The sequence below is a fragment of the Nautilia sp. PV-1 genome (assembly GCF_004006315.1).
Lineage (GTDB): Bacteria > Campylobacterota > Campylobacteria > Campylobacterales > Nautiliaceae > Nautilia > Nautilia profundicola_A.
Genome location: NZ_CP026530.1, coordinates 593,222 through 605,415 on the forward strand (window position 1 = coordinate 593,222; position 12,194 = coordinate 605,415).

Genomic DNA, 12,194 nt, shown 5'->3' on the forward strand with positions numbered 1-12,194 from the left:
ATGATACAAATGTTTATCGAATCGTTAAAAAATTTAGTTTCAAAACCTGAAACAATAAAATATCCTTTTGCTCCTTCACCTGAGCCTAAAGGATACAGAGGTACTATTCTTTATAATGAAGAGCTTTGCATTTTTTGTGACAAATGTGAAAATATATGCCCTCCGGGAGCTATTAAGTTTGAAGTGGTTGATATAGAAAGCGGAAAAAAACAGTACAACTACAACCCGTATCTTTGTATTTACTGCGGAGCATGTGTTGATGCGTGTCCGAAAGCCGAAGAGGGATGCCTTACCCAGTCGGAAGCAAGAACTCCCGTAATGGGAGAAAGCGTGATAAAAGATCCTAAACTAGGATATTTTATAAACGAAATAAATAATCCTAAAGAAGTTGAAAAAAAATGGCGTGAGCTTGAAATAAGAGCTGCCGACAGCCGTGAAAAACTGGCTGAATACAAAAAAGCAAAAAGAGCTGCGGCAAAAGCTGCAAAAGCAAAAGCGTCTGCCGAATAACATTTAAACCTTCCTTTTTTTTCTCTTTAGGTGTATAATATATTATGAATCTTTATTCATAAAGGAACCGTTATGAAAATAGCCTTTTTTGAAATCAAACCTGAAGAGAAAACTTTTTTTGAACAAAATCTAAAAAATCAGGAGCTTTATTTTTTTGAAGAAACGATAAATGAATATGCCGGGTCTGCAGATTTTGATGTGATTTCAGTATTTATACATTCGAAACTCGATAAGAATGTACTTGATAAATTTAAAAATCTTAAATATATACAAACCCGCTCTACCGGAGTCGATCATCTCGATTTGGAAGAAATATATAAAAGAGGACTGTTTGCAAGCAATGTAGTAGGGTACGCCGGTCCGTGTGTAAGCGAGTTTGCTTTTTCTCTTTTGCTGGAAGCTTTAAGAAAGACGTATATAGCAATACAGAGGGTAAAAAACGGAGATCTGTATTATTCTGATTTGAAAGGCAGCGAAATACAGGGTAAAAGAATCGGTATTTTAGGGCTTGGCACAATCGGGACCCATATTGCTCAAATCGCAAAAGGTTTCGGTGTTCAGAGCATAATAGGCTTTAACAGAAGCAAGAAACTGATAGAAGGCGTGGAATATACCGATAATCTTGAATACACTCTAAGAAACAGCGATATACTTTTTATCGCCCTTCCGCTTACTAAAAGCACAAAAAATTTAATTAATTCTGAAAATATAACTTTTTTTGACGGGAATATAATTATAAATCCGGCGCGTGCCGAAATTATCAGTTTTGAAGTTTATAACAGTTTTGAGGGTATAATTGCAGCGGATGTATTGCCGGATTGGAATCTGGCTAAAAAAGAAAATATAATAGCAACACCGCATATGGCTTATTACACTAAAGAAGCGCTATTTAGAATTATGGAAATTTCTCTTGAAAATATTAAGGATTTTATAAACGGTAAAAAACCTAGAAACTGTTTAAAAATATTTTATGAAAAGGAGAAATAATGCTAAAAAAAACCGTCTGTTTAGCATTATTTGCAACTGTATCGCTTTATGCGTGCAGCAGCGACTGTCTGGAATGTCATCCTAAATTAAAACAGTTGGAATACAATAAAACAAATAAATATTATAAAGAGCATCATTTTTTGATTACCTGCACAAAATGTCATAAAAACCATCCTAGTAAAGGTATGGATGAATGCGGAGCAGACTGTTTTGACTGTCACAGCAGAAAAAAACTTATAAATACGCCCGTTCCGGAACATCAGAAGTTAAGTACTTGCACAAAATGCCATAAAGATACGCTTCAGCAGATTATTCCGGCTCAGCCTAATAATGACTTTTTAAATTTCAAGCAAAAATAAAATTTAAATTTTATTTTTGTTCACTTCTTTTAACATTGCGTTTGCCATAGTGTTGACTTTGTTTGCAATATTGTCGACTGTAAGGATATTTTCTTCCATTTTTTGTGTTTTTTGATTTACATTCATTATCTTTTCGGAAGTAGTATTAATTTTGTCGGCCTGATTTACAATACTTTCTCCTATTGTCGTTATAGACTGGGTTAAAATATTTATATTGCTATCAATTTCATTTAAACTTTTTTGTGTTTTTTCAGCTAATTTTCTGACTTCGTCTGCAACAACGGCAAAACCTCTTCCGTGTTCTCCGGCTCTTGCAGCTTCTATAGCGGCGTTTAAAGCAAGTAAATTGGTCTGATCGGCTATTTCCTGTATTATTTTTACAATATTTTTAATATCGTGAGACTGTTCTACTACATTTTTGGTATCGTTTGATATATTTAATACTTCTTCGTTTATCATTTGAATATCGTTTGTTACTTCGGAAAGCTCCTCAGACGCTTCTTTGGCAAAATGTTTCAGCTGATTCATTTTTTCTTTTAATTGATTGGCTGAAGCGTTTAACTCTTCACCGTTTTCTTTATTTTTGCTTAATATATTTACAATGGTTTCAAGCACGGAATTAACGGCTTTTTCAACTTTACCTACCGCATGTTCTATTTTTTTGCTGAAGTCCCTTTTCATAGCCCTGTCGAGAACATATACCGTTTTATTTATGTCTTTGCCTATTATCATTTGAAAATTTTCAAGCATCGCATTGAATATATTTCTTATTTTTTCCAATTCAGGATCTGCCGCTTTTTCACGGATTTGTCCTTCGAAAATGCCTTTTTTCATTTTTTCAACTTCATTTCCTAAAGCCGTAATCATTAAATTGTCCTGGGCTAGTTTCTGTTCTATTTTTACAATGTTTTCATTTACTGTTTTCGCCATTTTTCCAAATTCGTCCATGGTGTTGATTTCTATTTCTTTTGCTGAATCGGTTTCTTTGTTTATAAATCTGAAAAACTCGTTTAATCCGTCTTGGAATATTTGAATGTTTGTTATTATGTTTTTAGATGTTAAGAAGATCATAAATGCGATAATAATAAATAAAAGCAGATACAGCGTGCTGATTAGTATTATAAGCTCTATGTTTGTTTTATAGTCGGAATCAACAATTTTTAATATATCTTTTTTTATATAATTTATAATATTGTTTAACGTTTTTATTTTGTTGTTAATTATTTTTAAAAACTGTTTGTTGTTTTCTTTTAAAAAGAAGAAATTGCTTAAATTTCCTATGATATTTAATACATCCCCGTCATGTTCTGATAGTTTGTCATTTAATTTTTCTAAAGGAAGGTTGCCGTTTTTTTCTAATATTTGTATTTTTTGATTATAGATATTTAAAAGTTTGTGTAATAGATTTTTTTCTATGTCGGTAACATAAGGTAGGGCAAGATAAGAGTTAATATCGTCTTTTAGATCGTCTACGTCGCCTTTCATATCGTCAATAAGATCTTTGTCTTTTGTTGCGTAATAATTTCTTAAATCTGTTTCAAAGCCGTTTGCTCCTATATCGTCTTTAATAAAACTGACCTGGATTTTTTTGTCTATATCATGCAGAAGTACGTTTTCAATATAAATTATTTTTCTAAAAATATTCTTATTGGCATTTATCTGTGAACTGTAATAATCCAATATGTTTTTGGGTGCATTTTTTTTGAAAAAGTTAATAAAGGTTTTTTGTTTGGTTATAACCTGTGAAAAAAGTTCATAACTTTCCGGGCTGAACAGACCGCTTGAAATAGCTTCGGAGGCTATGATTTTTTCTATTTCAGTTTTTTCTTTGGTATTTAAAATAGCAAAATAAGAATTTATTATTTTAGAAAGTTTTTCATCCGGGGATAAATATGAAAGTGTTTCAAAAAGGGAGATTAAATTTGAATTTAATTGAGAATAAAAGGTAATAACCCTGTTTGTTTTTACTAAACCTGTATCTATCTTTTTTCTGACGGTGTTTAAATTTGAAAGATTATCCAGAATGATTTTTATTTTTTTATAAAAGTCGTAATTTATGTTATTTATTTTCTGCAATGTTATGTGATTTAAAGTAGTAATAAATATATTTTTGCCGGTATCGGTGTTTTTTCTTTGTTTGAGCATTGCGTTTTTATCGGAAGGGTCTTTTGAATATAAATAAAAAACGGATAATGTTCTTTCTTTTTGAAGTTCGTTTACTAATTTTTCGGCTTTCAAAGTTAACTGCATTAAGGTCTTGATATTATTAAGCCGGTTTATGTTTTCATATCTTTTATAAATAGAACTTATCATAAGCCATAACAAAAAAGCGGACGGAATGACTGTTATAAGCATTATCTTTCTTTTAATTGACAGGTTTTTGAAGAAATACATTTGACATCCTTTATGAATAGTTGTTCATAACTTTGTATTATACACATTTTTTCTTCAAATTCAATAAATATATTTTTAATTTATATTTAATTTGAATTTTTTGAATTTTTTTCATAAATTCTCTTGACATTGAAAAATAATTTCCATATAATTTCAGTCCACAACGACAAGTTGTGAAAGAAAAGCTGACCCGTTAGCTCAGTCGGTAGAGCATCTGCCTTTTAAGCAGAGGGCCGTTGGTTCGAATCCAACACGGGTCACCACGCTAAATGGCCCCTTCGTCTAGCGGTTAGGACACCGCCCTTTCACGGCGGCGACACGGGTTCGAGTCCCGTAGGGGTCACCACTTCACAAAGTCCTAATCCATTAATAAAATTTGTTGGTCGCTTAGCTCAGTTGGGAGAGCACCAGCCTTACAAGCTGGGGGTCGCAGGTTCGAGCCCTGCAGCGACCACCATCTACAATGCCAAGAGTGGAGCCGTAGTTTAGCTGGTTAGAATGCCGGCCTGTCACGCCGGAGGTCGCGGGTTCGAGTCCCGTCGGCTCCGCCATCACTTCAAAAACTCCGTAATTTCGGTATCTTTTAAAAATCAACGAGGTAAGTGTCAGTCGTTTTTGGCGGATTTTTACTGACAATTTAACTGACAAATTTTATTTGTTTTTAAAAAATTATTTTATTTTTATAAATGTATAATTTCTATATTAAAAAATTTTTTTAAATATTCTGCACTTAATCTTCTGTGACATTTATCAGCTGTCTTTTCACTACATAATAAAACTGCATTTTCAAAATCATTAATATTTATTTTATCTTCTATTTTTCTTTCTTTTAATAAGTTTAAAAAAATATTTTCATATTCTTCCCATGTTATTTTTTTATTTTTATAGTTTTTCAATAATTCTTCTGTTGGAAAAAAAAGTTTGTTATGTTCATATTTAATACCATGTAATTTTAAAAAATAAGGAAAATGTTTTATATTTGTAAAGCCAGCAAGTTGTGACTTATTATTTAATCTTATATCTATAACTTTTTGTATATTATTTCTAGTTAGTAAATTAAAAAATTCTTCCGCACTTTTTCCAGAAAATCCAATTGTAAATAATTTCATTCATTATCCCCTTCTTTAGTAAATATATTGTAAGCTATATCTATATTTCTAAGCTTATATGCTTTTTGTAATCTTTCTTCATCGCTGATTTCAGGATGAAATAAATTTTTTTCTGGTAAAAATTTTATATATTTTTCCAAAAGTTTTTTTTCAAGGTAGGCTTGGGATAGTATTTTATCAGGATAAATATGATAAATATTAAATTTATTTCTTAGGAATCTTGAAATTAAAGAAAATCTGTGGCAATCAAACGCTTCTTTTTCGCTGCACATTAATGCGATTTTATAACCTTTTTTTACCCCGTTTAAAATTCTATCAATTCCGTCTTGAAATTTTTTAGTTTGCATTACTTTTTCAAAATTTACTTTTCCATCTTCAAAAATTAAATTTTTATCTTCCCATCTTGCACCTAAAGAATTGCCCATAAATATATAATAAATTTTGTTTTTCTTTAAATAAAATTGTAAATCTTCTTTATTGAACCAGTAAGCATATTTTGAATAAGGAATACTTCTTACATCTACAATTACATCAATATTATTTTTTTGAAGTAATTTTATAAAATCTTCTAATTTATGTGTAGAATGCCCTATCGTGAAAATTTCTTCCATTTTAATTAAACTCCTATATCTATAAACCTAGGATATCCCATACCTTCTTTTCAGGAAGTATATCTACAAATACTTTTGCAATAATTTTATAACAGTTGCCGTTAAATGGTTCTCCTAAACTAACAACGAGATAAACATCTTCTATAACTTGTTCTTTTAAATATTCAAAATCCGGATCAGTTAATGGCAAATCGTAAGTTATATTATTATATATAAATTTTCCTCTTCTTTGCAAAGATTTATTATTTCCTCTATCTTTCCAATATAAACTGATTTTATTAACCTTAATTAAAAAAAGAGAATAATTAATTTTAAGGTTTTCATCATACTTTATATAATTTTCTTTTCCCCATAAGCTTTTAGGAGTATACACAAAATTTTCTAATTCCTTTAAGTCAATTTCATTTATAAATTCAATTTTTTTATCAATAATAACATTTTCTGGTTGACAATTTAAAGGAACTTCTTTTAATATTTTTATTTTTGCCAAAAAAGGAAGATTATTTCGTATTGGAAATATGCAATTATATCCGAGTATATTATAGTCACTCCAAATAATTTCTTTTCCGTTTTTATCTGCAACTATTCGGTAAAATTTTTTATTATGTATGTCAATTACTGCTACACAATTTTCTGAATGTTTTACTGATGAAGCTACAAAAATTACTTTTTTTTCCAAAATCATTCCTTAATTTTAAATTATATTATATATTTTACTTTAATACTTTTTTAAAAGCAAGGAATAAATTTTCAACTTTAAGTTTTAGCTTTATAAAAAATCATTAATCTCCAATATTTTTACTGCTTTTTATACGTTTTTTTGAAGTATGCGTTAATGTTTTGTTTATTTCATTTTTTCCGTTTTTTTCAGCTTTATTTTCTTTATTAAATTCATATTCCATTTCCGTATAATCCCTTTCAATTTTAAGTTTGACATTTTCATTTTCTAAATCTTTGATTTTTGTTTTTAAGATTTGATTTTTCTCTTTTTCCTGTTTCAGTTCTTTTTGAAGCTGTTTTACTCTAAAAACGGCTTCGATGAATTCTTTGCCATAGTCTTTTTTGGTTGATGTTGTGGATTTGATTATCTTTTTAGCCTTATCGGTTTTAATAACTTTTTCTTTTTTAATCAATCCTGTTTCGGTTGAGTGTTTTTCGATAAGCTCAAGCTGTCTTTTTCTAATTCTCTCTTTGATTGAATTTTCAAATTCGTTTAGCATATGATTTATGTCTTTAAGGGTTGAGACTTTTAAAAGTTTTTTGATTTGAGATAACGTTTGGTAATCATCTTTGGTAAATAGTTTATATTGTTCGTTTGCTTCTTGGAGTTTATTATAGTCTTTCATCTGGTTTCTTAATTTTTGGATTCTTTTTTCAAGTCCTTTTTTGGTAAGTTCGAGTTTTCTGATTTCGGCGTCTTTAAGTAATAAATCTTTTTTTAGTTTTCTGTTTTTCTCTTCAGTTTGTTTTCTTAAATTTTTTTCTTTTTCAAGCTCTTTTTTTAATTTTAAAACTTCATCGTTTTTAATTTTCATGGCTCTTTTGTATTCGTAGGTGTCAAGTCTTTTTGGTCTTTTTTTCTTTTCTTGCGTATAGTTTACGCCTCTAGGCATGTTTAAGAGTTTTGCGACTTCATCCTGAAGGGTAATTAAATCTTTTTTGTCCATTTTTCTTCTGACACTCACACCTTCGTTGTCTATTCCTATAAAGAGTATATGTGCATGATAGTTGATAATTTTATTTCCGTTTTCATCTATGTGTCCTTCGTCTTTATGGATGGCAAACTGGATTACTTTTGTGTTATATCTTTTCTCAATAAATCTGACTATTTTTTCCAAATCTTCTTTTGTGTGTTTTTCGTTAAGGTTGATTACGGCACTGAAAAGGGTAATCGTTTTTTTATGAAGTTTCTTACCTGTTCTTCTTTGATAAAGTTCCGTTCTTTTTTTAAGTTCATTGAAATATAATTCCATTGCTTCGTTTGCTTTAAGACTGCAGTAATTATCATCTTTACTGAATATTGAATTGTTTGTATCCTTTTCCCTGCTGTTGTGATAGAATTCACCGATATTCGCTTTTTCAATATGGATTGAGGATTTTCTAATCATTACGTAACTCCTTTACGCACTTGCGATTGTAAGCTTGCCGAACAATTGCGTAGTGCGTACGCACTACACGTTTTCGTAAACTCAAACGCTTGTGCTTTTTAATCTATTTATATGAGTTTAAATTTTTTTAATGGGTTACAAGAAAAAAGAAGAAGAAATTAGGAAAGATAAAATTGTGAGTCAGTTATTAGTTTATCGTAGAAGATGTTTGAGGTTGTTGAATGTTATTATTTGGAAGTGAGAGAAGTTTGTTTAATTCAGATTGAGTAATATTAATCTGTTCTTTTATCTTTTTTATTTTCGATTCCAGTAGGGCTTCTTCTTTTTGCAGTTTTTCTAACTTATTGATTAGCTGTTTTATTTTTCTGTAATCCATGGGATAACTCCTTTTGAGATTAATTATAATAAAGAAGTTATCTTTAAATCGTTTTAGTAAAAAAATTTAAGAAATTTTCAGAAATTTTTTCAATTTCGAGTTTTTTTGAAATTCTTTATTATAATTAAGTAACAAAAAGGATAAGCCTATGAAGCCTTTTTGTTACTCTACATCTAAAATGGCAGACTATCTCGGTGTAAGTAAAGACTTTCTTCTTAAAAACAAGAATAAACTCTTCAAAAAAGGAATCCACTATTACGAACCGTATGGAATAAAGAAAACCTTATGGAACGTAGCACAGATGGAAAAATGGATAACGGGCAGGGAGGAAAATCCTTTTAAAGAGATTTTAAATGAGCTATAATTGTATTACGATTGACACTTACCTCATAGGAGGTAAGAGATGATAGAAAATCCAAAAGTTAGTTTGTTTAATAGAAAAGGGAGATTATACGTTCAGTATTATATAAACGGCAGGTGTGTTCAAAAGTCACTTAAAAGGGATTACACCAAAGAAAACGTTAAGCTCGCTAAAAAATACGTTATTCCCGAAATCGAGAGGAAAATACTTTTAGGCGAGATTCAGGACAGTAAATTTAAACCCAAAGAATTCAAACATTACGCCGAGCTGTATCTGAAACAAAAAGAGTCTCTTAAAACATGGAAAGAGTTTAACAATATGGTTTCAAACCAGTTGATACCCGTTTTTGGAAGTTATACGATAGATAAAATCTCAAAAGGCTTCATCAAGCAATGGGTTGATGAGAGATTAAAAGAAGTCTCACCCATAAGAATGCAAAAATTTCTTGGAATTCTTAAAGCCATATTTGAAATAGCAATTGACTATGAGCACATAAAAGAAAATCCTTGTGACAGAATCAAACTTCCAAAACATAATCCGATTAGGCAGATGTATCCTTTCAGTAAAGAGGAAGTAACTCTTATACTTAACAATGCTGACGGATGGTTTAAAAACTATTTGGCAATCGCTTTTATGACTGGTATGCGTCCGGGTGAGATTATCGCTTTAACGATTGATGATATCGATTTGGAAAATAAAACCATTAACGTAGATAAAAGAATCAAAAAAGGCGAAATAGGCACACCCAAAACAAAACACTCAATAAGAAAAGTTCCTATAATGGATGAGCTTATCCCTTATTTAAAAAATCAAATCGAAACTCAAAAACAAAAAGGTCTTGATTTACTCTTTACCACAATCAATAACAGGATGTATTACGACAGCGATAAATTCCATCCCTTCTGGTACAGACTGCTTGATAAGTGCGGTATTGAGAGAAGGGTAATGTATAACACCAGACACACGTTTGCCTTAAACGCAATAAGAGCGGGTATCAATATACTTGACGTATCACAGATACTCGGACACAAAGATTCATACGAGACTCTTTCAACCTATGCGAAATACATAAAAAACGAACATTTAAAGATTAAAAGAGACATAAAACTTTACTGACAGTTCTACTGACAACATAACGAAAAACACCATAAATTCAATGTTTGAGAAATTTCCCGTCGGCTCCGCCATTTAATGCTTCTCAATGTTTAGTGTCTGTCACTTAAAGTTTTATATTAATTCATCTTTTCTTTACAGTAATTTTACAATTATTAAATTAAATTAAGTTAATTTTTCTTTATTTGTTTATTTATTGTCTCCGTACTGATATAATTTAAGTAAGAGAAATATATTTTTATAGGAATGCTGTATGATGCCTGAAGAAAAAATACTAATTAAAAATTTAAAACATGAAGGTATTGATTTAAATTTTAAACAAAAAGCAATAGAGGCATTGAGTATAAACAACTTGGAAGATTTAAAAAAATATATTGAGAGATATAATATTAATATGATTATAGATATAACAGAAAGTATTGAAGAAAATAAAGAAAGGCTTTATTATTTGCTTAATGAAGAATTTTATAATTTGAGAGAAAACAATATTAATCTGTTTTAAAATAATTATGTAAATGTTTTAACGAATTAATATGATAAAGATTGTATTTGTCGTTATTTTTTTCTAAAGTAAAAAACTCGATATTTTTATATGATGTCAAAAATATCAGTTTTTGGGTTGAGAGCCATTTATGCGTTGCTTCTATTTTTTTATTTATTTTTTCAAATCTTTCTTCATAAAATGAGGAATTATAAAACTCTTTTTTGTTTAAAGGCAGATATTCGCCTTCACACCCGACGCCGCTGCAGCTTAAATCTAATAATATTTTATCATACCAAGGCGAGTAGGGATATATTTTACAAGCAGGAGGTCTGTTTTCGTATATTGTACATTTGCCGTTATTTAAATATGGGCAGGATATTTCGTTACTGAGCAGCATTACCGGTCTTAAATAATCAAGTTTAGCTATTAAAATAGGAAAATAATTATAAACTTTTTTGAAATCTTCAAGTATTAAAGGTGCCAGAGGTTTTTTACAGCATTCGGTACATTCTTTGCATCCTTTGAATTTAAGCAGTTCCAGATGTCTTATATCTACAAACATATTTATACTTTGTAAAATTTTTTTAATTCTTTGTGGATATCCGGAAAATGCTTTTTTAAAATATCCGGTTTAGAAAAATAATATTCGCTCATTACTGCAAAAAATTCTGCAGGATTTGTAGCTGCATATTTGTCAATTAACGAATATTTCCCTAAAAATCTGTTTAATGAAAGTCTTTTTTTGAATTTTTTATATTCACCGTACATTATTTTGCTCCACTCGCCAAACTGTTCTTTTTCCAAAGGAGGTATTCCGTTTACGGCGCCTTCTTCAAAATCCAGCTCATGCGCAAATTCATGAATAACGACATTTCTTTTGTTGGTTTTAATTTCTTTTTTTAACTCATCCCAGGCTATTACAACCGCTTCACCCACAGCTTCTCCGCTGATCAGTACGGTTTCATGTGATGCTATATCGTTTATTATCGATTTTTGGTTAAGTATCATTGTATGCGGATATACATATATGTATTGAAGCATCGGATAACAAAAATCTTTAAAGGATATAGTCGGAATACATGCAAAAAAGCTTATAGTGTATTTTATTTCGTCTGTAATTTTTAATTTAACGCCTATGAACTGTTTTTCTTTACAAAATCTTAGAATTTTATAGTGAAGGATATTTTTTTGGTGATTGTTTAGATTTTTATACTGAGGAAAGTTTGCAATAGTTTTTATTAATAAAGGAGGGGGAGGGGTCTTTTTTAAAGACCGTATCCATATTCTGTATTTAATTTCTATTAACAGCTGAATCAGGATAAATATAAAAAAAGCAATCCATAAAACAATTAAAAATGTTTTAAAATTATCCATTATCTCAATATGGCTTCAACAGCTTTAAAACCGGCTCCCGCTAAAATAATACATCCTATTACATTTAATAAAACATATGATAACGCCTGAATATATAAAGCGTTTCTAAATAAGAAAAAGCTTTCAACGGCAAATGTTGAAAATGTGGTAAATGCGCCCATCATTCCTGTGGTAAGAAGTGATTTTAAATAAGGGTTTTGAATTCCACCGTACTGAATGGCTCCTATAAAAATTCCTAATAACAGACTACCGATAAGATTAACGCTTAAAGTACCGAAAGGTATATCGTGTTTAATGGCATTATTAACAAGTCCTGCGGTATAAGCTCTCAAAATCGCACCTATAAATCCGCCTATACCTATAGCAATCATAGTATCGAATTTCATAACTTTCCTTTATAATTAAATT

15 protein-coding genes, 4 tRNA genes and 1 pseudogene are annotated in these 12,194 nt (G+C 30.0%); 10 read left to right on the top strand and 10 right to left on the bottom strand.

Going from position 1 to position 12,194, the window contains the following annotated elements; genetic code table 11:
- From C3L23_RS03275 to C3L23_RS03285, 3 genes are all read left to right on the top strand, one after another.
- On the top strand, window positions 1-510 hold the full coding sequence (locus C3L23_RS03275; RefSeq protein ID WP_127679821.1) for a 4Fe-4S binding protein: 510 nt from the start codon (window positions 1-3) through the stop codon (window positions 508-510).
- 72 nt (window positions 511-582) lie between these two features.
- Window positions 583-1,497: an NAD(P)-dependent oxidoreductase gene (locus tag C3L23_RS03280; RefSeq protein ID WP_127679823.1), complete on the top strand. Its 915-nt coding sequence runs from the start codon at window positions 583-585 to the stop codon at window positions 1,495-1,497.
- Window positions 1,497-1,856: a hypothetical protein gene (locus tag C3L23_RS03285; protein ID WP_127679825.1), complete on the top strand. Its 360-nt coding sequence runs from the start codon at window positions 1,497-1,499 to the stop codon at window positions 1,854-1,856. Before C3L23_RS03280 ends, C3L23_RS03285 begins: the two co-directional genes overlap by 1 nt.
- 3 nt (window positions 1,857-1,859) lie before the next feature.
- On the opposite strand, the gene C3L23_RS09700 is transcribed toward C3L23_RS03285, so the two are convergent.
- Both C3L23_RS09700 and C3L23_RS09705 read right to left on the bottom strand, forming a co-directional pair.
- Complete coding sequence (locus C3L23_RS09700) at window positions 1,860-3,341, bottom strand: methyl-accepting chemotaxis protein (protein WP_371264360.1); 1,482 nt, start codon at window positions 3,339-3,341, stop codon at window positions 1,860-1,862.
- A pseudogene (locus C3L23_RS09705) lies at window positions 3,321-4,250 on the bottom strand (nitrate- and nitrite sensing domain-containing protein); the annotation flags it as partial. The gene C3L23_RS09700 and the pseudogene C3L23_RS09705, both read right to left, overlap by 21 nt.
- A 187-nt stretch (window positions 4,251-4,437) precedes the next feature.
- Between C3L23_RS09705 and C3L23_RS03295 the strand changes: the two are divergent.
- The 4 genes from C3L23_RS03295 to C3L23_RS03310 all read left to right on the top strand — a co-directional run bounded on the left by C3L23_RS03295 (window position 4,438) and on the right by C3L23_RS03310 (window position 4,801).
- Window positions 4,438-4,513 (top strand) — tRNA-Lys (locus C3L23_RS03295).
- An 8-nt stretch (window positions 4,514-4,521) separates the two neighbouring features.
- A tRNA-Glu gene (locus C3L23_RS03300) sits at window positions 4,522-4,596 on the top strand.
- Window positions 4,597-4,631: 35 nt separating this feature from the next.
- Window positions 4,632-4,707, top strand: a tRNA-Val gene (locus tag C3L23_RS03305).
- 17 nt (window positions 4,708-4,724) lie between these two features.
- A tRNA-Asp gene (locus tag C3L23_RS03310) sits at window positions 4,725-4,801 on the top strand.
- A 129-nt stretch (window positions 4,802-4,930) separates the two neighbouring features.
- Here C3L23_RS03310 and C3L23_RS03315 read toward each other — a convergent pair.
- The 5 genes from C3L23_RS03315 to C3L23_RS03335 all read right to left on the bottom strand — a co-directional run bounded on the left by C3L23_RS03315 (window position 4,931) and on the right by C3L23_RS03335 (window position 8,454).
- Window positions 4,931-5,359: a DUF488 family protein gene (locus C3L23_RS03315; RefSeq protein ID WP_127679829.1), complete on the bottom strand. Its 429-nt coding sequence runs from the start codon at window positions 5,357-5,359 to the stop codon at window positions 4,931-4,933.
- The gene (locus C3L23_RS03320) at window positions 5,356-5,970 is read right to left on the bottom strand and encodes a DUF488 family protein (protein WP_127679831.1); all 615 of its coding nucleotides are present in this window, start codon (window positions 5,968-5,970) and stop codon (window positions 5,356-5,358) included. Before C3L23_RS03320 ends, C3L23_RS03315 begins: the two co-directional genes overlap by 4 nt.
- 19 nt (window positions 5,971-5,989) lie before the next feature.
- Window positions 5,990-6,649 carry a hypothetical protein gene (locus tag C3L23_RS03325; RefSeq protein WP_127679833.1) on the bottom strand — a complete coding sequence of 220 codons (660 nt, stop codon included), beginning with the start codon at window positions 6,647-6,649 and terminating at the stop codon, window positions 5,990-5,992.
- A 103-nt stretch (window positions 6,650-6,752) separates the two neighbouring features.
- Window positions 6,753-8,078 (bottom strand): hypothetical protein, encoded by a 1,326-nt coding sequence (locus tag C3L23_RS03330; RefSeq protein ID WP_127679835.1) that lies wholly within the window; start codon window positions 8,076-8,078, stop codon window positions 6,753-6,755.
- A gap of 187 nt (window positions 8,079-8,265) precedes the next feature.
- Window positions 8,266-8,454: a hypothetical protein gene (locus C3L23_RS03335; protein WP_127679837.1), complete on the bottom strand. Its 189-nt coding sequence runs from the start codon at window positions 8,452-8,454 to the stop codon at window positions 8,266-8,268.
- Between the two features lie 178 nt (window positions 8,455-8,632).
- Here C3L23_RS03335 and C3L23_RS03340 point away from each other — a divergent pair, with 178 nt between their 5' ends.
- From C3L23_RS03340 to C3L23_RS03350, 3 genes are all read left to right on the top strand, one after another.
- Window positions 8,633-8,818, top strand: coding sequence for a hypothetical protein (locus C3L23_RS03340; RefSeq protein WP_168175700.1), 186 nt, complete (start codon window positions 8,633-8,635; stop codon window positions 8,816-8,818).
- Window positions 8,819-8,857: 39 nt separating this feature from the next.
- The gene (locus C3L23_RS03345; RefSeq protein WP_127679841.1) at window positions 8,858-9,931 is read left to right on the top strand and encodes a site-specific integrase; all 1,074 of its coding nucleotides are present in this window, start codon (window positions 8,858-8,860) and stop codon (window positions 9,929-9,931) included.
- Between the two features lie 250 nt (window positions 9,932-10,181).
- Window positions 10,182-10,430 (top strand): hypothetical protein, encoded by a 249-nt coding sequence (locus tag C3L23_RS03350; RefSeq protein WP_127679843.1) that lies wholly within the window; start codon window positions 10,182-10,184, stop codon window positions 10,428-10,430.
- Here the strand turns inward: C3L23_RS03350 and C3L23_RS03355 are convergent.
- Genes C3L23_RS03355 through crcB form a run of 3 tightly spaced genes read right to left on the bottom strand, consistent with a single transcriptional unit; the run spans window position 10,417 to window position 12,172 of the window.
- The gene (locus tag C3L23_RS03355; protein WP_127679846.1) at window positions 10,417-10,974 is read right to left on the bottom strand and encodes a YkgJ family cysteine cluster protein; all 558 of its coding nucleotides are present in this window, start codon (window positions 10,972-10,974) and stop codon (window positions 10,417-10,419) included. The two genes, C3L23_RS03350 and C3L23_RS03355, sit on opposite strands and share 14 nt — an antisense overlap.
- 2 nt (window positions 10,975-10,976) lie before the next feature.
- A complete protein-coding gene (locus tag C3L23_RS03360) occupies window positions 10,977-11,786 on the bottom strand; it encodes a zinc-dependent peptidase (protein WP_127679848.1) in 810 nt (269 codons plus the stop codon).
- Window positions 11,786-12,172: a fluoride efflux transporter CrcB gene (crcB, locus tag C3L23_RS03365; protein ID WP_127679850.1), complete on the bottom strand. Its 387-nt coding sequence runs from the start codon at window positions 12,170-12,172 to the stop codon at window positions 11,786-11,788. Before crcB ends, C3L23_RS03360 begins: the two co-directional genes overlap by 1 nt.
- Window positions 12,173-12,194: the final 22 nt, after the last annotated feature.

Excerpts from the sequence above, each read along its gene's own strand:
- C3L23_RS03335 (WP_127679837.1), bottom strand. The coding sequence starts at position 8,454 with ATGGATTACAGAAAAATAAAACAGCTAATCAATAAGTTAGAAAAACTG.
- C3L23_RS03275 (WP_127679821.1), top strand. The coding sequence starts at position 1 with ATGATACAAATGTTTATCGAATCGTTAAAAAATTTAGTTTCAAAACCT.
- C3L23_RS03340 (WP_168175700.1), top strand. The coding sequence starts at position 8,633 with ATGGCAGACTATCTCGGTGTAAGTAAAGACTTTCTTCTTAAAAACAAG.
- C3L23_RS03330 (WP_127679835.1), bottom strand. The coding sequence starts at position 8,078 with ATGATTAGAAAATCCTCAATCCATATTGAAAAAGCGAATATCGGTGAA.
- C3L23_RS03355 (WP_127679846.1), bottom strand. The coding sequence starts at position 10,974 with ATGTTTGTAGATATAAGACATCTGGAACTGCTTAAATTCAAAGGATGC.
- crcB (WP_127679850.1), bottom strand. The coding sequence starts at position 12,172 with ATGAAATTCGATACTATGATTGCTATAGGTATAGGCGGATTTATAGGT.
- C3L23_RS09700 (WP_371264360.1), bottom strand. The coding sequence starts at position 3,341 with ATGAAAGGCGACGTAGACGATCTAAAAGACGATATTAACTCTTATCTT.
- C3L23_RS03350 (WP_127679843.1), top strand. The coding sequence starts at position 10,182 with ATGATGCCTGAAGAAAAAATACTAATTAAAAATTTAAAACATGAAGGT.
- C3L23_RS03320 (WP_127679831.1), bottom strand. The coding sequence starts at position 5,970 with ATGGAAGAAATTTTCACGATAGGGCATTCTACACATAAATTAGAAGAT.
- C3L23_RS03285 (WP_127679825.1), top strand. The coding sequence starts at position 1,497 with ATGCTAAAAAAAACCGTCTGTTTAGCATTATTTGCAACTGTATCGCTT.
- C3L23_RS03280 (WP_127679823.1), top strand. The coding sequence starts at position 583 with ATGAAAATAGCCTTTTTTGAAATCAAACCTGAAGAGAAAACTTTTTTT.
- C3L23_RS03345 (WP_127679841.1), top strand. The coding sequence starts at position 8,858 with ATGATAGAAAATCCAAAAGTTAGTTTGTTTAATAGAAAAGGGAGATTA.
- C3L23_RS03315 (WP_127679829.1), bottom strand. The coding sequence starts at position 5,359 with ATGAAATTATTTACAATTGGATTTTCTGGAAAAAGTGCGGAAGAATTT.
- C3L23_RS03360 (WP_127679848.1), bottom strand. The coding sequence starts at position 11,786 with ATGGATAATTTTAAAACATTTTTAATTGTTTTATGGATTGCTTTTTTT.